Origin of the sequence: Lentzea sp. NBC_00516 (genome assembly GCF_036346835.1) — a bacterium.
GTDB classification, from domain to species: domain Bacteria; phylum Actinomycetota; class Actinomycetes; order Mycobacteriales; family Pseudonocardiaceae; genus Lentzea; species Lentzea sokolovensis.
Genome location: NZ_CP107840.1, coordinates 3355614 through 3373561, shown reverse-complemented (window position 1 = coordinate 3373561; position 17948 = coordinate 3355614). Strand labels below are relative to the sequence as shown.

Here is a 17948-nt window from a genome sequence, read left to right as displayed (position 1 = left end):
TGGATGTACGTGGGCGTGGGGGCGGTGCCGCGAGGTGCCCTGCTGAGCGTGAATTACCCAGCCAACTTTCTGGGTCGCGCCACTAGTTCGACCCGCCACCGGCGGCGAGGCGCATCAGGTCCGAGTCGAGGTCGATCGTCAGCTCCGTGCCGCCCGCACTGCCGTACTCGTGCTGGTAGCTGCCCCACGACTCGTCGCGCACGGTCTTCTCGAAGCCGGAGGTCATGAGTGCCACCAGTTCGAGGGCCGCGCGGTCGATGCGCTTGTTGAGGCCGTTGTCCTGCCAGTCCTCGGTCGAGGCGAACAGCGCCGTCGGCACCACGACCGTGCGCAGGTAGGCGAACAGTCCGCGCATCTGGTCGTCGACGACGAGCGCGTGCCGGGCGGTACCGGCGGTCGCGGCGAGCACGACGGGCTTCGCGATCAGCAGGTCGTTGTCGAGGATCTGGAAGAACGACGTGAACAGCCCGCTCGCGCCCGCCTTGTAGACGGGGGTGCTCGCGACGATGCCGTCGGCGTGCTGCAGGGTCGCGATGGCGGTCTGCAGCTTCGGCCCGATGTGGTTGGACACCAGGGCGTTCGCGATCTCGGAGGCGAGCTCGCGCAGTTCGATCACCGTCGTGCCGACGGTCTGCGCGCGCTTGCCGGCGAGCGTCGTGACCCGTCCGGCGACGCGGTCGGCGAGCAGCCGCGTGGACGACGGGTCGCTCGTGCCGGCGGACACCACCACCAGCTGGAAGTTCTGGCCCATTACTCCTCGCTCTGGCTGAGCTTGCCGGTGATCACGGCGAGCTGTTCGAGTTCTTCCGGCGTCAGCACGTTCAGTGCGCGCGTGACGCTGCGTGCGTGCGGGCTGCCGATCTGCTTCTGGGTCTCCCGGCCCGCGGGGGTGAGCGACAGGCGCACACCCCTGCGGTCGCCGGGGTCGGGGCAGCGGTCGACGTAGCCGCGTTCGACCAGGCGGTCGACCATGCGGGACAGGGCGGGCTGGCTCAGCAGCACGTGGCGGTTCAGCTCACTCATCCTGAGTGGACTGTCGTACTTGGACAGCTGGTACAGCACGTCGTACTCCCGCATGGTCAGGTCGCCCCAGATGTCCTCCGCGTTGAACTGCTTCATCAACACGGAGTACGCCTTCATCAGGGACTCCCACGCCTCGTTGGCTCTGGTCACTGAGAGTCCTGGTACGGCGAGCCACCCGTGACGTTGTCACCCCGGTTGGCGTTCGGCTTGGGCTGGCGGACCGGACCGTCGCCGTACTTGTCCTCGACGCGCCCGGCGTGCGTCGGCGGCTTGGCGGTCTCGGGGTCCTGCCGCGCCTCCATCTCCTTGCGCAGCACCGGAACCACCTCCTCGCCCAGCAGGTCGAGCTGGTTGAGCACCATCTTGAGCGGCAGGCCGGCGTGGTCCATCAGGAACATCTGGCGCTGGTAGTCGCCGAAGTGCTCGCGGAACGTCAGCGTCTTGTCGATGACCTCCTGCGGGCTGCCGACCGACAGCGGCGTCTGGTCCATGAAGTCCTCCATCCGCGGGCCGTGGCCGTAGACGGGAGCCTCGTTGAAGTACGGGCGGAACTCCTTGAGCGCGTCCTGCGACCGCTTCGCGATGTACGCCTGACCGCCCAGGCCGACGATGGCCTGCTTCTCCGTGCCGTGGCCGTAGTGCGCGTACCGCTGGCGGTAGAACTTGATCAGCCGCATGTAGTGCTCTTTCGGCCAGAAGATGTTGTTCGCGAAGAACCCGTCACCGTAGAACGCGGCCTGCTCGGCGATCTCCGGCGTGCGGATCGACCCGTGCCACACGAACGGCGGCAGGTCGTCCAGCGGCCGCGGCGTGGAGGTGAAGCCCTGCAACGGGGTGCGGAACTTCCCTTCCCAGTCCACGACGTCCTCGCGCCACAACCGGTGCAGCAGGTTGTAGTTCTCGAGCGCCATCGGCAGGCTCTGCCGGATGTCGGCGCCGAACCACGGGTAGACCGGCGCGGTGTTGCCGCGGCCCAGCATCAGGTCCATGCGACCCTTCGACAGGTGCTGCAGCATCGCGTACTCCTCGGCGATGCGCACCGGGTCGTTCGTGGTGATGAGCGTCGTCGCGGTGCTGACGATCAGCTTCTCGGTCTTCGCCGCGATGTGGCTGAGCAGCACGGCCGGCGCGGACGAGAAGAACGGCGGGTTGTGGTGCTCGCCGATCGCGAACACGTCGAGCCCGACCTCTTCGGCCTTCTCCGCGATCTGCACGATCGCGTCGATGCGCTCGGCCTCGCTGGGGGTATCGCCGCTCACCGGGTCCCTGGTGATGTCGCTCACCGAGAAGATTCCGAACTGCACGGCACCCGCCTCCTTCTGATCTGTACTGCCTCGTGACTAATGCGTTTGCATCTACTCTAACGCGTGGGGGCCCGATCCATTCCCATTACCCTGATCACATGTCACTGGGCGTGGGGGACGCCTGCTTCAGTTACGGCGGAGTCCCCGTTTTCGCAGGTCTGTCCCTTGTCGTTGCTCCCGGTGAGGCCGTCGCCGTCGTGGGGCCGAACGGCTCGGGCAAGTCGACGTTGCTGAAGTGCCTGGTCGGAGCGGAGGTGCTGGACTCGGGCAGCGTGCTGTTCGAGGGAGATCCGGTGGACGAGTCGTCGGGCGCGTTCCGTGCCGCCGTCGCGTCACTGCTGGACGACGCCGACTACTTCCCGGACGTGTCCGTCGTGGAGCACCTGCGGCTGCTGGCGTGGCTGCACGCGTCCACCGCGGACGTCTCGGCGGTGCTGGCAGAGGTCGGGCTGACGTCGGCGGCCGACCAGCTGCCGCCGACGTTGTCCTCGGGACAACGGCACCGGCTGGGGCTGGCGTCGTGCTTCGTGCGCCCGCGCTCGGTGCTCGTGCTGGACGAACCGGAACAGCGCCTCGACACGGCCGGCCGCGCCTGGCTGCGCTCCCGTTTGCTGGCGGAGAAGGCGGCCGGGGTCGCTGTGGTGTTCGCGTCGCACGATCAGGAGCTGGTGGAGGCGGTGGCGTGCCGGACCGTCACGCTGTGACCGCCGCTGCCGTCCGGCGCCGGTCGCGGACTCCTGAACCGTGGAGGTTTCTGGTCGCCCGGCTCTACTCGCGGATTGTTCTGTTGTCGATCACCGGGGCGGTCGGCTACGGCTGGGCGTACGCCGGGCTGACGAAGGCACCTCAGGCGGGGAGCGCCTGGACCGCGCTCTGGCTGTCGGTGCTGGGCGCTACCGTGCTGATGAAGGTGTCGCTGGCGTTCGGGCCGGTCTTCGTCGGTGCGGACCGGATGTTCTGGGTGCTGAGCTCGCCGGTGCCGCGTGGGACCTTGGTGCGGCCTCGGCTCTTCGGGCTGCTCGGTGCCGGTGCCGCGGTGGGTGCGGTGTGGCCCGCTGTCGTGTTCGGGATCGTGGGGGCTGTTGCGCCGCCGCCGGTCGCCGGAGTTCTCGGGGCTGCCTGTGGGCTGGTCGTGGTGGCCGGGGCCGTGGTGCTGCAACGGGCTCGGGTGCGGCCGCAGGGGTGGTTGAGCGGGCTGGCCGGGCTCGCGGTGGTGGCGCTGCTGGCGCCTGCCGGGTGGTTCGGGGTGCCGGTGCCTTGGACGGGTTCGGAGCCGAGTGCCGCCGGCGAGCCGGCCTCGTTCGGCAGCGGCGTGATGTGGACTGCCTGGGTCGTGGCGATCGGTCTGGCGCTGGTGGCCGTGGCCTCCGTACGGCACCTGCGGCGGTCCGACCTCGCGGATGGGGCGGCCCTGGCCGGTGTGACGCGGGTGTCGGTGAGCTGGTTCGACCTCGCCCTTCTCGGCGCGGTCCTCGCCGAACGCCGTGCACGCACCCTTGGCCGCGTGAAGTCGTCCCGGCTGGGCGGGAGCGAGCCTCGCAGAGCAGGAGGGCCGCGCTCCCACGTCGCCGCTCTCGCCTGGACCGACGCGCTTCGCTTGCGCCGCAGCCCCAACGCCGTCCTGGTCTGGGTCGCGCTGCTCCCGGTGCCGGCTCTCGTGGCACTGGGAGGCGAGCCCGACGTCGCGCCCGCTGTCCACCTCGTCGCCGCGTTCCTGGCCACCGACCGGCTCGCCGCCGGCTTGAAGTTCGTGTGCCGTTCCCCGGCGATGCGCCGGGCCCTGGGGCTCCCGGATCGGGAATTGCGGCTGGCGCACCTCGTGTTCCCCGCGGCGGGTGCCGTGCTGTGGTGCGCCATCACCACGGCCTTCACTCCACACGTGTCCGTGGTGAACGGGATCGTCTCGGTGGTGGGCGCGGTGGCGGTCGTGCATCGGATCGCCACGCGGCCGCCGATCGACTACGGTGCCGCGATCGTCAGCTTCGGGATGTACGGGCCGACACCGGCCGGTCTGATCGTCCAGCTGAGTCGTGGACCGGCCCTGCTGACAGCCCTCGCCGTGCTGCAGACGTTGTTGTAGGGCCGACTGGGACAACGCCCCGACCGAGCTGCCCGTCACCAGGGAGGACGAACCCGTTCTTCTGCAACGGATCGCGGCTGCCCTGCGCTAGCCGAGCAACGCCGCCACGCGTTCCGCGGTGGCCACACTGGACTGCGGGTTCTGGCCCGTCACGAGCTTGCCGTCCACGATCACCGTGCTCGACCACGGCGCACCCGGCGCCAGCCGCGCGCCGAGTTCGGCCAGCCTGCCCGCGACCGAGTAGGGGACGTTCAGGCCGCCCTGGAGTTCCTCCTCGTCGCTGAACACCGCGATCTCCTTGCCCGCGAACACGAACGTGCCGTCCGTGCGGACCGCGCTGAGCAGCCCGGCCGGTCCGTGGCACAGCGCCGCGACGAGCTTGCCGCCGTCGTGGAACTCCGCCAGCAGCGTGCCCAAAGACGCGTCGAACGCCAGGTCCGCCATCGGCCCGTGCCCGCCGGGCAGGTAGATCGCGTCGAAGTCGGCCGCGTTCATCGACGCCAGCACGGCCGGAGCGCGCAGGTCCTCCAGCGCCGCGACGGCGTCGTCGAACTTGCCGTCGAGGCTCGCCTTGTCCACGGTCGGCACGACGCCGCCCGGTGTGGCCAGCGTGACCTCGACGCCGGCCTCCCGCAGCACGCGCACGGACTCCACGACCTCCTCGGCCCAGTACCCCGTGGGGTGGCTCGACCCGTCCGCCAGCGTCAGCGAGTCGGCGCCGGTCACGACCATCAGTAGCTTCTTCATGTGTCCCAGGACATCACAGATCAGCAGAACGCGACGGCTGAGCCATAAGATGGCTTATGGCTGCGAGGTTGACGTACCTGGATCTGCTGGCGACGTTCCTGGAGATCTACCGGGGCGGCTCGCTGACCAGCGCGGCCACCAGGCGGGGGCTCACCCAGCCGGCGGTGAGCGGGCAGCTCGCCAAGCTGGAGAAGGAGCTCGGCGCGCCGCTGTTCGTGCGGGGCAGCCGCGGGGTCACACCCACACCCCGAGCCGACGACCTGGCCCGGCGCGTCGGCACCCACCTCGACCAGCTCACCGCCGCCCTCGACCCCGCACCAGCCCTCGAAGGCACGGTGCGGCTCGGTGGAGCGGCCGAGTTCATGACGACCCGGGGCATGCCCGCGCTCACCCCGCTGACCCGGCGCGGCCTGCGGCTGGAGATCACGCTCGGCCTGGCGAACGACCTCCTCACCGGGGTGAAGGCCGGGCAGCTCGACCTCGTGCTGTCCTCGGTCCGTCCCGGCGCGGGACTCACCGCGACGCCGTTGACCGACGAGGAGTTCCTGCTGGTCGGACCACCTTTGCTGGCCAGGACCGTGGACCAGCGGCTGCTCGCGCGGGACCCGGCGCGCGCCCTCGAACACCTGCCGCTCGTCGCCTACTCCGGCGAACTGCCGATCATCCGGCGGTACTGGCGCAGCGAGTTCGGCGTACGACCGAAGAACGCCACCGCCGTCACCGTGCCGGACCTGCGTGCCGTGCTGGCCGCCGTGATCGCCGGTGCGGGCGTGTCGGCCCTACCGCGCTACCTCGCCGAACCCGCGCTCGCCGCCGGATCCGTCGAACAGCTGCACCACCCGGAGGTACCCCCGCTCAACACCCTCTACGTGGTCACGCGCGGCACGACGACCCCGGCCACCGACGCGGTCGTGGAGCACCTGATGTCACGCGACTGGGGCGCCCTTTAGACGCTGCGGAGAACCGAGACCACGATGCCGAGGATCACGGCCTTGTCGCCGTCGATGACGGGGTAGGCCTCGTTGCGCGGTTCGAGGAACACGTGGCCGTTGCGGCGCTGGTACACCTTCACCGTCGCCTCCTCCTCGATCATCGCGGCGACGATCTGCCCGCTGTAGGCCTCGTGCGTCTGCCGCACCACGACGGTGTCACCGTCGCAGATCGAGGCGTCGATCATCGAGTCACCGCGCACGCGCAGCGCGAACATGTTGCTGCCCCGGCCGACGAGCCCGCGCGGCAGGTGCAGCACCTCGTCCACGTGCTCGATGGCGGAGATCGGCGTACCGGCGGCGATGTCACCGACGACGGGCACGGAGATCGAGTCCTCCGAGATCATTCCCGGCGCCAGCGGCGCGCCGCTCAGGAAGACCCGCACGTCCATCGGACGCGTCACGGAGCCGCCGCGCTTGAGGAAACCCTTGTCCTCCAACGAGGAGAGGTGCCTGGACACGCTGGAGGACGACTTCAGGCCGACCGCCTCGCCGAGCTCGCGGGTGCTGGGGGAGTAGCCGTGCTCGACGACCCAGTCGCGAATGGCGACCAGGATCCTCTGCTGGCGCTCCGGCAGCTCCGTCGTGTCGAGCTCAAGATCGTCGTAGGCGGTCATCGGCCAGATACTAGTAATGGGGTTGCGGACACGATCGGGTGGCCGTTCGATCATGTGATGACCTCTGTCTGGGTAGGAGAACTCGTTCGGCTGCGCGGCGTCGAACCGGAGGACTGGGAGAGCTTCCAGCGGTTCGACGAGAACACCGGAGACATGCGCAGGGCGGACCGCGTCCACCCGCCGCGATCCGGAGCCCGGCAGAGGGAGTGGACGCAGAAGACCGCGCTCGAGAAACCCGAGAACGACACGATGATGCTCGGGATCGAGTCGCTGGCCGAGACCGCGCTCGTCGGGATGATGGCGACCGACGCGGTCGACTACCGCGCGGGCCGGTTCACGTACGGGATCTCGATCGGCACCGAGCACAAAGGACGCGGCTACGCGACGGAAGCCGTGCGGCTGCTGCTGAACTTCATGTTCGGCGAGCGGCGGTTCCACAAGTGCGAGGCGAGTGTCTGGGCGTTCAACGACGCCTCGATCTCGTTGCACCGCAAGCTCGGCTTCACCGAGGAGGGCAGGCTGCGCGACCACGAGTTCTTCGCCGGCCGCCACCACGACGTGGTGCTGTTCGGGATGACGGCCGCCGAGTTCGCGGCCCGGCACCCTTACCCGAGCGAGATCTGATCGGCTCCTCCACGATGTGGCGGTGAGCACACGTCGGGAACGCTCCTGGGGCCTGCGACCAGGTAGGTCTGTGCGAACCCAGGTGGCGCCCGTGGCGCTGACACCAGAAGTGGCGCCGGCCGTGCTGGACGAGGCCGCGCTGCTGGAGCTGTACGAGTCGACGGCCGAGCGGTTGCACCGCTACGTGGCCAGGCGGGTCGGCGCCGACACCGCGCAGGACGTGGTGTCCGAGGCGTTCCTGGTGCTGTGGGACCAGCGCGCCGGGCAGACCTACGAGGCCGACGCGATCCGTGCCTGGCTCTACGGCGTGGCGACGAACCTGCTGCGCGGCCACGTCCGTGCCGAGGAACGCAAGCTGCGGGCGTGGAGCAAGGAGTACGCGGCCCGCACCGACGAGGCGGACATCGGCGACAGGGTGAGCGCCGCGGCGGACGCCGACGTGCTCGCCGGCCCGCTCACCGCCTGGCTCGCCGAACTGCGCGTCGAGGAACGCGAGGTGCTGCTGCTGCACGCGTGGGCGGAGTTCACACCCACCGAGATCGCCTTGGCACTCGACGTCCCGGTAGCCACCGTGCGCACCCGTCTGCACCGTGGCCGCGCACGGCTGCGCACCCGTCTCGCCGCGACCGACCACGACTTCACCGAGGACAGCCATGTCTGAGCCCACCAAGCCCGAGACCCTCGACCGACTGCTCGACGCCGCTCTGTCGCGTGCCGGCGACGAGCCCGTCCAGTTCGACGTGGCGGCAGGCAAGAACGCTTTGGCCGCCGCCCTGAAGTCACGCGCTGAAGTGGCCGAGCCGATCGCGGTCGGCGCGGAGCACCCGCCGCGCCGCCGCGTTCGCTGGCTCGCCGCCGCGGCCGCCGTGGTCGTGCTGACCGGTGGTGGCCTGGCCGCGTCGACCGTCGACCTCACCGGCGTCGGCAGCAACTCCGCGACCGCCGCCGAGGAGCTGATCAAGGCCGCGGACCTCGCCTCCCGCGTCGCCGAACGCCCGCTCGCGCCTGGCCAGTTCCGGTACGTGCGCAGCCGCTACGAGGGCATCACCGTCGAGTACGGCTCCACGAAGGCCTGGACCACCGAGTCGGGTAGCGAGCAGTGGATCCCCGCCGATCGCCGGGACGAGTGGAAGATCAGGTTCTCGATCAGCTCGGTCGAGTGGCTGGAGGACCACGAGGGCGAGGGCAAGCCGGATCCGGGGCCGTTCAAGGACGGCTCCGAGTTCACCGGGAAGTGCGGCAAGTACTCCTACTACGCCGCGGACCAGCCGGACCGGTGCACCAACGGCACGTTCTCCAACCCCACGCCGGAGTTCATCGCGGCACTGCCGAAAGACCCGGCGGAGATGCTGGCCAGGCTCAAGGACGACGGTCACGCCGGTGACTCGGGCGCGCTCATGTCGGCTGGTGAGGCGCTGAACTCTGGCCAGTACCCGGCCGAGGTGCGCGCGACCGTCTTCCGCGCGCTCGCCCTGCTGCCCGGCCTGGTCGTGACGGACAAGAAGGCGAACCTCGACGGCAAGGAGGGCGTCGCGCTCGGCATGAAGTACTTCGACGACTTCACCGAGATCATCATCGACCCGGAGAACGGTGACTACATCGGTCGCCGGGCGACCGTCGCCGAGGACCAGCCGGAGGAGAAGGGCGGCCTGGAGAAGGGCACCGTCCGCAGTTCCTCCGCGGTGACCACCAAGATCGTGGACTCGCTGGGCGCCAAGTAGCTTCTCCCGCCGTTCGGGGCGCGGGAGAGACATGCAACCCTGGGGTTGCGCATCCTCGGGGGGATGTGCAACTCTGGGGTTGCACTTATTGGCGGAGTTGGGAGTTGTCGTGAGCGTGGACCGGATCGAACGCGAGACCGTGATCGAGGCACCGCTGGCGCGGGTCTGGCAGCTGGTGACCGAACCGGGGTTCTGGGTGGCCTCGCAGCCGTCCGGCACCGCGGTCGAGGGCGAGACGACCCTCTGCAAGAACGAGCAGTACGGCGACTTCCCCGTGCGGGTCGAGACCGTGACGCCGCAGAGCTACGTGTCCTACCGCTGGGCCAGCGCCTTCCAGGGGAAGGAACTGGGCGCGGACAACACGACCCTGGTCGAGTTCACCCTCACGCCCGAGGGCGCGGCGACCAGGCTGAAGGTCGTGGAGAGCGGGTTCTCGCAGCTCGCGGGCTCGGAGGAGCTGCGCGCGAAGGCGCTCCGCGACAACACGGGCGGCTGGCCCGAGGTGCTCGACGCGTTCGCGAAGAAGGCCGAAAGCTAAGTTGAGCGCGTGCCCAAATCAGCCGACCGAGGCCGCCGCACCCGTGAACAACTGATCGACGCCGCCGCTGGGCTGGTCGGCGAGGTCGGCTGGGGTGCGGTGACCACGCGGCTGGTCGCGGAACGGGCGGGCGTCAACGCCGCGCTCGTGCACTACCACTTCTCGTCGGTGCAGGAACTGCTGTCGACGGCCGCGCTGCAGTTCGCGGAGAAGGCTCTGGCCGAGTCTGCGGTGGCGCTGCGATCGGTGTCGCCGGCCGAGGGCGTCGAACGGATCTTCGCGGACCTGACGCGCTTCACCGGCACGGATCCCGAGTCGTTGCTGCTGGCCGAGGCGTTCCTGGCCGCGCACCGGCTGCCCGGACTGCGGGCAGGGCTGTCGGCGCTGGTCGCGGAGTTCCGGACGCGGGTCGCCGAGTGGTTGCGGGAGTCGGGCGTGCGGGACGCCGACGCGGTGGCGTTGTTGCTGGGTGCGGCCATCGACGGGTTGGTGCTGCACCGCGCGCTGGACTCGTCAGTCGACTTCCGCGTGGTCGCGGGCCCGTTCCGGCGCCTCGTCGCGGGCTGACCAGCGGGGCTCGCCACCGGCCTCGGCGAACGCGGTCAGCGCCTCGACCAGGCCGTGCCGCAGGTGCTCTGGCATGCGCGCGACGATTCTGCTGATCTCGGCACGACGGCGGGCCATCATCTCGGTCACGACCCGGCTGCCCTCCTCGCTCGCCACGACCACGACCTCGCGTCTCGTCGCGGGGTTCGGTGCGCGGTCGACCATGCCGGACGTGATCAGGCGGTCGATCATGCGCTTGGCCGTGGACGGGTTGACCTCCAGGAGGTCGGCGAGCGCGGTGAGGCTCATCGGCCCGCGGCTGTCGAGCAGGACGACCATCCTGAGCTGCGGCAGCGTGAGCGTCTCCTCGACGGCCGCGAGCGACCGCGCCGACACGGCTACCAGCAGGCGGGACGCGGTGAGGACCGCGTCGGTCAGGTCATCGGCATCGCTCACCCGCCTAGTTCTACAGGGCTCGCGTTCGGTAACGAAACGATAAACTTTGCACTGTGCAACGGTCGGTGGGTCGTGGTCTGTCCGTACCTCTCGGCATGCGGATACTCCTCGTCGCTTTGCTGGCGTTGTTGGTGGGAGCGCAGCCCGCGTTCGCGCAGCAGGATCTGGGACCTGACTACGTGCAGACCCAATTCGGGCCGATGGGTCCGGCCGGGCGCGACCTGCTGCAGAAGGTCGCGCTCGCGGGGTTGTGGGAAGGACCCGCCGGGCGGATGGGGCTCGACAAGTCGTCCAACCCGAAGGTGCAGGAGGCCGGCCGGCACCTGATCGAGGGGCACGCCGACCTGGACCGGCGCACGGTCGAGCTCGCCCGCGCGTTCGGTGTGCAGCTGCCCACGCGGCCCAACGAGTCGCAGCAGGGCTGGCTCGACGAGATGACGGCCGCGCCCGCGCGCACTCCTGAGTTCGACCGCGTGTTCGCGAACCGGCTGCGGGCGGCTCACGGCGTGGTCTACAAGTTCCTGGCCACCGTGCGCACCGGCACGCGCAACACGGCGATCCGTGACTACGCCAAGGTCTGCATGGACACCGTGCTCGATCACATGACGGTGCTCGAGGCCACCGGGATGGTCGACTTCAACGACACCGAGGCGATCCCGCTGGCACTGGTCGCGCAGCCGTCCTCGATCGCGCCTCCCGCGCCTTCTCTGGCGCCGCGGCCGGTCACGCAGAACTCCCTGCAGCAACAACAGGACGACGACATCCCCGACGGCGCGCTCGGGCTGGGTGTGCTGGCGCTGGTCGTGGCCGGTCTCTGGTTCTGGACGAGCGGGCGGAGCAGTCGGAGGCCACACCCGTAGTGCTAGATTGGGCATATGCCCAAGTCGAATGCCCAACAGCGCGCGTTGATCGTCGGAGCGGGGATCGCCGGGCTCACCTCCGCGTGGTGGCTGGAGCGCGCGGGGTGGGAAGTCCTGGTGGTGGAGAAGGCGCCGTCGTTCCGCGTGGGCGGCTACATGATCGATTTCTTCGGGCCGGGTCACGAGGTGGCGCGGCGGATGGGGCTGCTGTCGGCGTTGGAGCGGCGGCGGGCGCCGATCTCGTCGGTGACCAGCGTGGACGCGACCGGTCGCCGGCGCAGTGAGATCTCCACGGCTGCTTACGAGGCGGTCGCGGACGGAGTGATCAGCCTGTTGCGCGGTGATCTGGCCTCGGTGATCCGTGACGACGTGCGGGCTTCGATTCGGTACGGCACCACGGTTTCCGCCGTCGGCGACGGGCGAGTGACGTTCTCGGACGGTTCTTCCGGTGAGTTCGACCTGGTCGTGGGTGCGGACGGCGTGCACTCACGGGTCCGGGAACTGGTGTTCGGGCCTTCGTTCGTGCGCTACCTGGGGCATCACACGGCGGCGTTCTCGTTCCGGGATCCCGAGCTGAGCGCCCGGATCGGCTACCGCTACCAGATGCTGACCGTGCCGCACCGGATGATCGGCTGCTACGCCGTGCGGGACGGTTCGATGGCCGCGCTGATGCTCTACCGCTCCTCGTCACCGGAGTTGCCCGCTGATCCGGTGGAGGAGTTGCGGTCGCGGTTCGGTGACCTCGGCTGGGTCACGCCCTCGCTGCTTTCCGTTGTGCCGGAGGACGTCTACTACGACGAAGCGTCCCAAGTGGACATGCCGGTGTGGCATCGCGGCAAGGTCGTGCTCGTCGGTGACGCGTGCGGGGCCGTCTCCCTGTTCGCCGGCCACGGGGCGTCGCTCGCGATGACCGGCGCCTGCGTGCTGGCGGAGGAGTTGTCTTCCGGCTTCGATGGCGCTTTCGGCCGCTATCAGGCGCGGATGAAGCCCGCGGTGGAGCACACCCAGGCGTTCGGGCGGCGGTTCATCGGCTGGATGGCGCCCGCGTCGGCGTGGCGGATCACGTTGCGGGACATGGCTTTCCGGCTGTCTGGTCTGCCCGTCGTGCGGAACCTGATCCGCGGCTCGGTCATGCCGGACGTCGACGGGGTGCTCACACCCGCAGCACCCGCAGGCACAGCCGCCTGAGCACCTCGCGCAGCTCGTCGTCGGTCAGGTGGGGGAACGCCGCGATCACCGGGCCGACGTCGCTCGTGAGGAACCACGCGGCCCTCTGGTCGTCGGTCGGCTCGTCACCGAACAGCAGCTGCATGGCCTTCTCGGCCAGCCGCGCCAGCTCGGCGTTGATCCTCTCGTTGCGCCGCACGCTCGGGTCGGTCTGGCCGAGCGGCGACAACGCCCTGTTCGCGACGACCTGATCCACGAACCCCGCGACCACGTGCTCGGCGCGCGCCCGTTTGCCCCTGATCTTCGCGGTCTCGTCCAGCATCGTCTCGAAGAACGCGATGCTGTTGTCCAGCAACGCTTCCAGGATCGCCGACTTCGTGCGGAAGTAGTAGTAGACGTTCGCCTTCGTCACGTCCATCTCGTCCGCGATCGTCTGCAACGACGTCGCGTCGTACCCGTGGGCGGCGAACAGCTTGCGTGCGGTGACGAGGATCGTCGCACGGGTGCGTTCGGCTTGCGCTGCACGAGTCATGCGGGCGATGGTACAGTCCGTTTCATTAGCCGATTGGCTAATGAAACAGGAGGTAAGTCGTGACTGTCCTGGTGACCGGTGGCACGGGGTTCGTGGCCGGCTGGACCATCGCCGCGTTGCTGGAACGCGGCTACGACGTGCGGACGACCACCCGTGGTCGCCGCCCGGCGGTGCACGGCCGCTACGAGGTCGTGCAGGCCGACCTGACGTCGGACGCCGGTTGGGCCGAGGCGATGAAGGACGTGCGGTACGTGCTGCACGTCGCGTCACCCATGTCCGGCAGCGCCGACCTGGTCGGCCCCGCGCGCGACGGAACGTTGCGGGTGCTGCGGTTCGCGGTGGAAGCGGGCGTGGAGCGGGTCGTGATGACGTCGTCCTGCGCGGCGGCGACGCCACCGGAAGGCTCGACCGGGTCGTTCGACGAGACCGTGTGGACGGACCCGTCGGGCGTGGGGATCGACGAGTACCGGCGCTCCAAGCTGCTGGCCGAGCAGGCGGCGTGGGAGTTCATGCGCGACAAGGACACCTCGCTCGTGACGGTCCTGCCCGGTGCGGTCTTCGGCCCGGTCCAGTCGCGCGACAACTGGGGTTCGGTGCGGGTGATCGAACGCATCATGGGCGGCATGCCGGGCGTGCCGCGCGTCGGCCTCAACATCGTCGACGTCCGCGACGTGGCCGACCTGCACCTCAGGGCCATGACCGCGCCGGACGCGGCGGGGGAGAGGTTCATCGCGGTCAGTGAGTTCATGTGGATGGCCGACGTGGCGCGTTCGCTGGACGCGCCGTCCCGTGAACTGCCCAACTTCGTGGTGCGCGCGGCCGCCTTGGTGGCCAAGGACATGCGGCCTCTCGTGCCGATGCTCGGCCGCAGCTATTCCTATTCGCACGCCAAGGCGTCGTCGATGCTCGGCTGGGCACCTCGCCCGGCGCGTGACACCGTCGTGGAGTGCGCGGCGTCACTGCGCTAACGAGCGTCATAGGCCTCGCGGTTGGTGAGCACTTCGGCGATGTGCTCCTCGGCCCACCGACACAAAGCGAGCAACGGCGCGTGCAGTGTGAACCCGAGCTCCGTCAGTTCGTACTCGACGCGTGGTGGCACCTCGGCGTGCACGTGCCGCGTGACGAGCCCATCGCGTTCGAGGTCTCGCAGGGTCTCGGTGAGCACCTTGCCGCTGATGCCGTCGAGCCGCGTCCTCAGGTCGCCGAACCGCATGCGTCCGTTGCCCAGCGCCGACACCGCCATCGCCGTCCACTTGTTCGCGATGCGTGCCAGGCTCGAGCGCGACGGACAGGTGGCCAGGAGGACGTTCCAGTCCGGCATGGTCTGTGACATGGCGCACATCCGTCCATTAGTTACGTTGAGGTAATTGGTTACCTTTGGTGAGCATAGGTCAACCGCAACGAAAGGAAGACCCATGACCACCCCGCTCGCCGTCGCAACCACCTACTTCGAGGCCCTCGAGTCCGGTGACTTCGCCACCGTCGCCGCCCAGTTCGCCGACGACGTCGTGTGGCACCAGCCCGGTGACAACCGCTTCTCGGGCACGCACCGCGGTGGCGAGGCCGTCGGAGCCATGATCGGCGGCATGATGTCCGTGTCCGAGGGCACGTTCTCGTTGAAGCGCAACGCCCCGCTGATGGTGAACGGCGACACGGTGGCCGCGACCGTGCGCTGGACGGCCAAGCGATCCGGTGCGGAGATGGACGGCGTCGGCGTCGACCTGATGCGCGTGGCCGGCGGCAAGGTCGTCGAGGTGTGGCTGTTCACGGCCGACCCGGCGGAGGAGGACGCGTTCTGGGGCCAGGGGTGATTTCGGCGCGTCCCGCCACCCGTTCGGGCTAGATCACGACAGACTGTGGGCGTGGAACGGGATCGCAGGTGGACGGACAAGGGTGAGGCCATCGGGCACGGCGTGAGCTGGCTCGCGCGGTGGAGTCTGCGGACGGCACTGGCCGCGCTCGGCTTCTGGATGGTGTTCTGGCTGATCGGGACGCTCTGGGTGGTCGTCATGCCTGTGCTGCTCGGGCTGCTGATCACGACGGTGCTGTGGCCGCCGGCGCGCTGGATGATGTCGAAGGGGCTGAACTCGGCGCTGGCGGCGACGATCGTGCTGATCGTCGGGCTCGGTGTGCTGGGCGGGGTCATCGCGGCCATCTCGTCGTCGATCGCGTCCGGTGTGCCGGAGATCGCGCAGAGTGCGCAGAAGGCCGTCACGCAGCTGCAGGACTGGGCGAGCGGGCCGCCGTTCAACCTGCGCGACACGGACCTCGACCGGCTCATCTCGCAGGGCGTCGAGCAGATCAAGTCCAGCATCGGGTCGATCGCGGGCGGGCTGCTGACCGGGGCGGGCGCGGTGACGTCCGGCGTCGTGACCGGGCTGGTGGCGCTGCTGCTGGCGTTCTTCTTCGTCAAGGACGGCATGCGGTTCACGCCGTGGGTGCGCGGCGTGATCGGCGAGCGCGCCGGCGGCCACGTGACGACGGTGCTGGAGCGGGTCTGGGTGACGCTCGGCAGCTTCATCCGCAGCCAGGCGATCGTGTCGCTGATCGACGCCATCTTCATCGGGGCGGGCCTGCTCATCCTCGGCGTGCCGCTGGCGATCCCGCTGGCCGCGCTGACGTTCCTCGGCGGCTTCATCCCGATCATCGGCGCGTTCATCGCCGGAGCGCTGGCCGTGCTGGTCGCTTTGGTGAGCAACGGCCTGACCACGGCCATCATCATGCTGATCATCGTCATCGTGGTGCAGCAGGTCGAGGGCAACGTGCTGCAGCCCATCCTGCAGTCGCGCAGCCTGCGCCTGCACGCGGCGGTCGTGCTGCTGGTCGTCACGGCGGGTACGTCGCTGTACGGCATCGCGGGCGCGTTCTTCTCCGTCCCGGTCGCCGCCGCGGTGGCCGTCGTGATGCGCTACCTGAGCGAAGTGATCGAGGCTCGCTCCGTAATGGTTACGTCACAACCTGACGGGGATGAACCAGGCAAGACCGAACGTTCTCCTGAGTGAACCCGAGAAGAGGAGTGACACTGTGACGGAGAAGGCTGTTCTCGCGGGCGGCTGTTTCTGGGGCATGCAGGACCTGTTCCGCCGCCACCCCGGCGTCGTCTCCACGCGCGTCGGCTACACCGGTGACCCCAGCACGCCGAACGCCACCTACCGCCGCCACGGCAACCACGCCGAGGCCATCGAGATCACGTTCGACCCCTCGCTGCTGAGCTACCGGCAGATCCTGGAGTTCTTCTTCCAGATCCACGACCCGTCGACTCGCAACCGCCAGGGCAACGACATCGGCGCCGGCTACCGCTCGGCGATCTTCTACACCGACGACAGCCAGAAGCAGGTCGCGGAGGAGACGATCGCCGCGGTCGACGCCTCCGGCAAGTGGCCGGGCAAGGTCGTCACCGAGGTCACCCAGGAGTCGGACTTCTGGCTGGCCGAGCCCGAGCACCAGGACTACCTGGAGCGCTACCCGAACGGCTACACGTGCCACTACGTGCGGCCGGAGTGGCAGCTCGGCGAGCGTTGATCGAGATCGTCGCGCTGCACGTCTCACCCGTGCACGCTTTCGAGGGCCGTCCGCTGGACGGCCCTCGTCCCGATCCCGGGCCTGTTTCGCGCTCTCGCGTGGAGGTCCGGGCCCGGCTGGGCATCGTTGGTGACAGGTACTTCAACCACCCAGCGCACCGCAACGCCTCCGTCACGTTCATCGCGGCCGAGTCGCTCGACCCGTGGCCGGTGGACCCGCTGGTGGCGCGCCGGAACGTCGTCGTGCGCGGGTTCGACGTGGACTCGTTGCCGCGTGGTGCGGTGTTCAGCCTGGACAGCGGGGACGGGCCGGTGCGGTTCGAGGTGCATCGGCCGGCGAACCCCTGCGCCTGGATGGACCAGGTCATCGCTCCGGGCGCGTTCAGGGCGCTGCGGGGGAAGGGCGGGATCCGGTGCGTGCCGTTGGACGACGGGGTGCTGCGGACCGGGAAATCCACCGTGGTCATAGTGAGCCCATGAAGTGGTTGCGCCGCAAGCCGACGATCATCACGGCGGTCGGCCTCACCTTGGTGCTCGTCGTCGCCGCGGCGCTGTGGAACGTCGCCAGCGCCCGGACGTTCCAGTTCTTCGGTGACCTGGTCGACCGCGTCGAGACCAACGAGAAGCTCGTGGCCCTGACCTTCGACGACGGCCCCGATCCGGCCGGCGCCCAGCAGGTCCTGGACCTGCTGAAGGCGGAGGACGTGCCGGCGACGTTCTTCCTGATGGGACGCGACCTGGAGAAGCACCCGGAGCTCGGCAGGCAGATCGCGGACGCGAAGCACGAGATCGGCAACCACACCTTCCACCACCAACGAATGATCGGCGTCCTGCCGAGCACGGTGGCGAAGGAGATCGAGGACACCGACGCGCAGATCCGCAGGACCGGGTACAGCGGCGAGATCCACTTCCGCCCGCCCAACGGCAAGAAGCTCTTCGCCCTGCCGCACTACCTGAAGGAACACGACCGCACGACGGTCATGTGGGACGTGGAACCGGACTCCGCAGGCACGCCCACCGCGCACCAGATCGCCGAGCAGACGCTCAAGGAGACCAAGCCGGGCTCGATCATCCTGCTCCACCCCATGTACGCGAGCCGCGAGCAGACCCGGCAGGCGCTCAGGCCCGTCATCACCGGGCTGAAGGAGCGCGGTTACCGGTTCCTCACCGTGTCCGCGCTCCTCAACAGCCGCTAGTGTCCTGAGTCGTTAATTCGGCATCAG

24 protein-coding genes are annotated in these 17948 nt (G+C 69.3%); 16 read left to right on the top strand and 8 right to left on the bottom strand.

The window, feature by feature from the left end:
• Positions 1 to 82: 82 nt before the first annotated feature.
• Genes OG205_RS15105 through OG205_RS15095 form a run of 3 tightly spaced genes read right to left on the bottom strand, consistent with a single transcriptional unit; the run spans position 83 to position 2327 of the window.
• Complete coding sequence (locus OG205_RS15105; protein WP_330276872.1) at positions 83 to 751, bottom strand: CE1759 family FMN reductase; 669 nt, start codon at positions 749 to 751, stop codon at positions 83 to 85.
• Entirely contained in the window at positions 751 to 1173 is a 423-nt protein-coding gene (locus tag OG205_RS15100) for a MarR family winged helix-turn-helix transcriptional regulator (RefSeq protein ID WP_330276871.1), read from the bottom strand. The genes OG205_RS15105 and OG205_RS15100 overlap by 1 nt, the downstream gene beginning before the upstream one ends.
• A complete protein-coding gene (locus OG205_RS15095) occupies positions 1170 to 2327 on the bottom strand; it encodes an LLM class flavin-dependent oxidoreductase (RefSeq protein WP_330276870.1) in 1158 nt (385 codons plus the stop codon). The genes OG205_RS15100 and OG205_RS15095 overlap by 4 nt, the downstream gene beginning before the upstream one ends.
• A gap of 98 nt (positions 2328 to 2425) precedes the next feature.
• On the opposite strand from OG205_RS15095, the gene OG205_RS15090 reads away from it, so the two are divergent.
• On the top strand, positions 2426 to 3031 hold the full coding sequence (locus tag OG205_RS15090; RefSeq protein WP_330276869.1) for an ABC transporter ATP-binding protein: 606 nt from the start codon (positions 2426 to 2428) through the stop codon (positions 3029 to 3031).
• Positions 3028 to 4407 carry a DUF6297 family protein gene (locus OG205_RS15085; protein WP_330276868.1) on the top strand — a complete coding sequence of 460 codons (1380 nt, stop codon included), beginning with the start codon at positions 3028 to 3030 and terminating at the stop codon, positions 4405 to 4407. Before OG205_RS15090 ends, OG205_RS15085 begins: the two co-directional genes overlap by 4 nt.
• An 87-nt stretch (positions 4408 to 4494) precedes the next feature.
• Here OG205_RS15085 and OG205_RS15080 read toward each other — a convergent pair whose 3' ends face one another.
• Positions 4495 to 5154 (bottom strand): type 1 glutamine amidotransferase domain-containing protein, encoded by a 660-nt coding sequence (locus tag OG205_RS15080; RefSeq protein WP_330276867.1) that lies wholly within the window; start codon positions 5152 to 5154, stop codon positions 4495 to 4497.
• Between the two features lie 56 nt (positions 5155 to 5210).
• Between OG205_RS15080 and OG205_RS15075 the strand changes: the two genes are divergently transcribed.
• Positions 5211 to 6104 carry a LysR family transcriptional regulator gene (locus OG205_RS15075; protein WP_330276866.1) on the top strand — a complete coding sequence of 298 codons (894 nt, stop codon included), beginning with the start codon at positions 5211 to 5213 and terminating at the stop codon, positions 6102 to 6104.
• Here the strand turns inward: OG205_RS15075 and lexA are convergent.
• Positions 6101 to 6760, bottom strand: coding sequence for a transcriptional repressor LexA (gene lexA / locus OG205_RS15070; protein WP_330276865.1), 660 nt, complete (start codon positions 6758 to 6760; stop codon positions 6101 to 6103). The two genes, OG205_RS15075 and lexA, sit on opposite strands and share 4 nt — an antisense overlap.
• A gap of 57 nt (positions 6761 to 6817) precedes the next feature.
• On the opposite strand from lexA, the gene OG205_RS15065 reads away from it, so the two are divergent.
• The 5 genes from OG205_RS15065 to OG205_RS15045 all read left to right on the top strand — a co-directional run bounded on the left by OG205_RS15065 (position 6818) and on the right by OG205_RS15045 (position 10210).
• Entirely contained in the window at positions 6818 to 7384 is a 567-nt protein-coding gene (locus tag OG205_RS15065; protein ID WP_330276864.1) for a GNAT family N-acetyltransferase, read from the top strand.
• Positions 7385 to 7475: 91 nt separating this feature from the next.
• Positions 7476 to 8045, top strand: a complete 570-nt coding sequence (locus OG205_RS15060) for an RNA polymerase sigma factor (protein ID WP_330276863.1) — start codon at positions 7476 to 7478, stop codon at positions 8043 to 8045.
• Complete coding sequence (locus OG205_RS15055) at positions 8038 to 9105, top strand: CU044_5270 family protein (RefSeq protein WP_330276862.1); 1068 nt, start codon at positions 8038 to 8040, stop codon at positions 9103 to 9105. The genes OG205_RS15060 and OG205_RS15055 overlap by 8 nt, the downstream gene beginning before the upstream one ends.
• Before the next feature lie 109 nt (positions 9106 to 9214).
• Complete coding sequence (locus OG205_RS15050; protein ID WP_330276861.1) at positions 9215 to 9643, top strand: SRPBCC domain-containing protein; 429 nt, start codon at positions 9215 to 9217, stop codon at positions 9641 to 9643.
• Between the two features lie 9 nt (positions 9644 to 9652).
• A complete protein-coding gene (locus OG205_RS15045; RefSeq protein ID WP_330276860.1) occupies positions 9653 to 10210 on the top strand; it encodes a TetR/AcrR family transcriptional regulator in 558 nt (185 codons plus the stop codon).
• Here OG205_RS15045 and OG205_RS15040 read toward each other — a convergent pair.
• Positions 10157 to 10645 (bottom strand): MarR family winged helix-turn-helix transcriptional regulator, encoded by a 489-nt coding sequence (locus tag OG205_RS15040; protein ID WP_330276859.1) that lies wholly within the window; start codon positions 10643 to 10645, stop codon positions 10157 to 10159. The genes OG205_RS15045 and OG205_RS15040 overlap by 54 nt on opposite strands.
• Before the next feature lie 53 nt (positions 10646 to 10698).
• On the opposite strand from OG205_RS15040, the gene OG205_RS15035 reads away from it, so the two are divergent.
• Both OG205_RS15035 and OG205_RS15030 read left to right on the top strand, forming a co-directional pair.
• Complete coding sequence (locus tag OG205_RS15035; RefSeq protein WP_330276858.1) at positions 10699 to 11505, top strand: DUF4142 domain-containing protein; 807 nt, start codon at positions 10699 to 10701, stop codon at positions 11503 to 11505.
• A 15-nt stretch (positions 11506 to 11520) separates the two neighbouring features.
• Complete coding sequence (locus OG205_RS15030; RefSeq protein ID WP_330276857.1) at positions 11521 to 12693, top strand: FAD-dependent oxidoreductase; 1173 nt, start codon at positions 11521 to 11523, stop codon at positions 12691 to 12693.
• Here OG205_RS15030 and OG205_RS15025 read toward each other — a convergent pair.
• Positions 12659 to 13204 (bottom strand): TetR/AcrR family transcriptional regulator, encoded by a 546-nt coding sequence (locus tag OG205_RS15025; protein WP_330276856.1) that lies wholly within the window; start codon positions 13202 to 13204, stop codon positions 12659 to 12661. The two genes, OG205_RS15030 and OG205_RS15025, sit on opposite strands and share 35 nt — an antisense overlap.
• A gap of 59 nt (positions 13205 to 13263) precedes the next feature.
• Here OG205_RS15025 and OG205_RS15020 point away from each other — a divergent pair, with 59 nt between their 5' ends.
• On the top strand, positions 13264 to 14172 hold the full coding sequence (locus OG205_RS15020; RefSeq protein WP_330276855.1) for an NAD-dependent epimerase/dehydratase family protein: 909 nt from the start codon (positions 13264 to 13266) through the stop codon (positions 14170 to 14172).
• Here OG205_RS15020 and OG205_RS15015 read toward each other — a convergent pair.
• Positions 14169 to 14537 (bottom strand): winged helix-turn-helix transcriptional regulator, encoded by a 369-nt coding sequence (locus OG205_RS15015; protein ID WP_330276854.1) that lies wholly within the window; start codon positions 14535 to 14537, stop codon positions 14169 to 14171. The two genes, OG205_RS15020 and OG205_RS15015, sit on opposite strands and share 4 nt — an antisense overlap.
• Positions 14538 to 14619: 82 nt before the next feature.
• On the opposite strand from OG205_RS15015, the gene OG205_RS15010 reads away from it, so the two are divergent.
• Genes OG205_RS15010 through OG205_RS14990 form a run of 5 tightly spaced genes read left to right on the top strand, consistent with a single transcriptional unit; the run spans position 14620 to position 17921 of the window.
• Positions 14620 to 15015 (top strand): nuclear transport factor 2 family protein, encoded by a 396-nt coding sequence (locus tag OG205_RS15010; protein WP_330276853.1) that lies wholly within the window; start codon positions 14620 to 14622, stop codon positions 15013 to 15015.
• Positions 15016 to 15066: 51 nt separating this feature from the next.
• On the top strand, positions 15067 to 16206 hold the full coding sequence (locus tag OG205_RS15005) for an AI-2E family transporter (protein WP_330276852.1): 1140 nt from the start codon (positions 15067 to 15069) through the stop codon (positions 16204 to 16206).
• 22 nt (positions 16207 to 16228) lie between these two features.
• Positions 16229 to 16726, top strand: coding sequence for a peptide-methionine (S)-S-oxide reductase MsrA (gene msrA / locus OG205_RS15000; protein WP_330276851.1), 498 nt, complete (start codon positions 16229 to 16231; stop codon positions 16724 to 16726).
• Positions 16705 to 17205, top strand: a complete 501-nt coding sequence (locus tag OG205_RS14995; protein ID WP_330276850.1) for an MOSC domain-containing protein — start codon at positions 16705 to 16707, stop codon at positions 17203 to 17205. The genes msrA and OG205_RS14995 overlap by 22 nt, the downstream gene beginning before the upstream one ends.
• Positions 17202 to 17921: a polysaccharide deacetylase family protein gene (locus tag OG205_RS14990; RefSeq protein WP_330276849.1), complete on the top strand. Its 720-nt coding sequence runs from the start codon at positions 17202 to 17204 to the stop codon at positions 17919 to 17921. The genes OG205_RS14995 and OG205_RS14990 overlap by 4 nt, the downstream gene beginning before the upstream one ends.
• Positions 17922 to 17948: the final 27 nt, after the last annotated feature.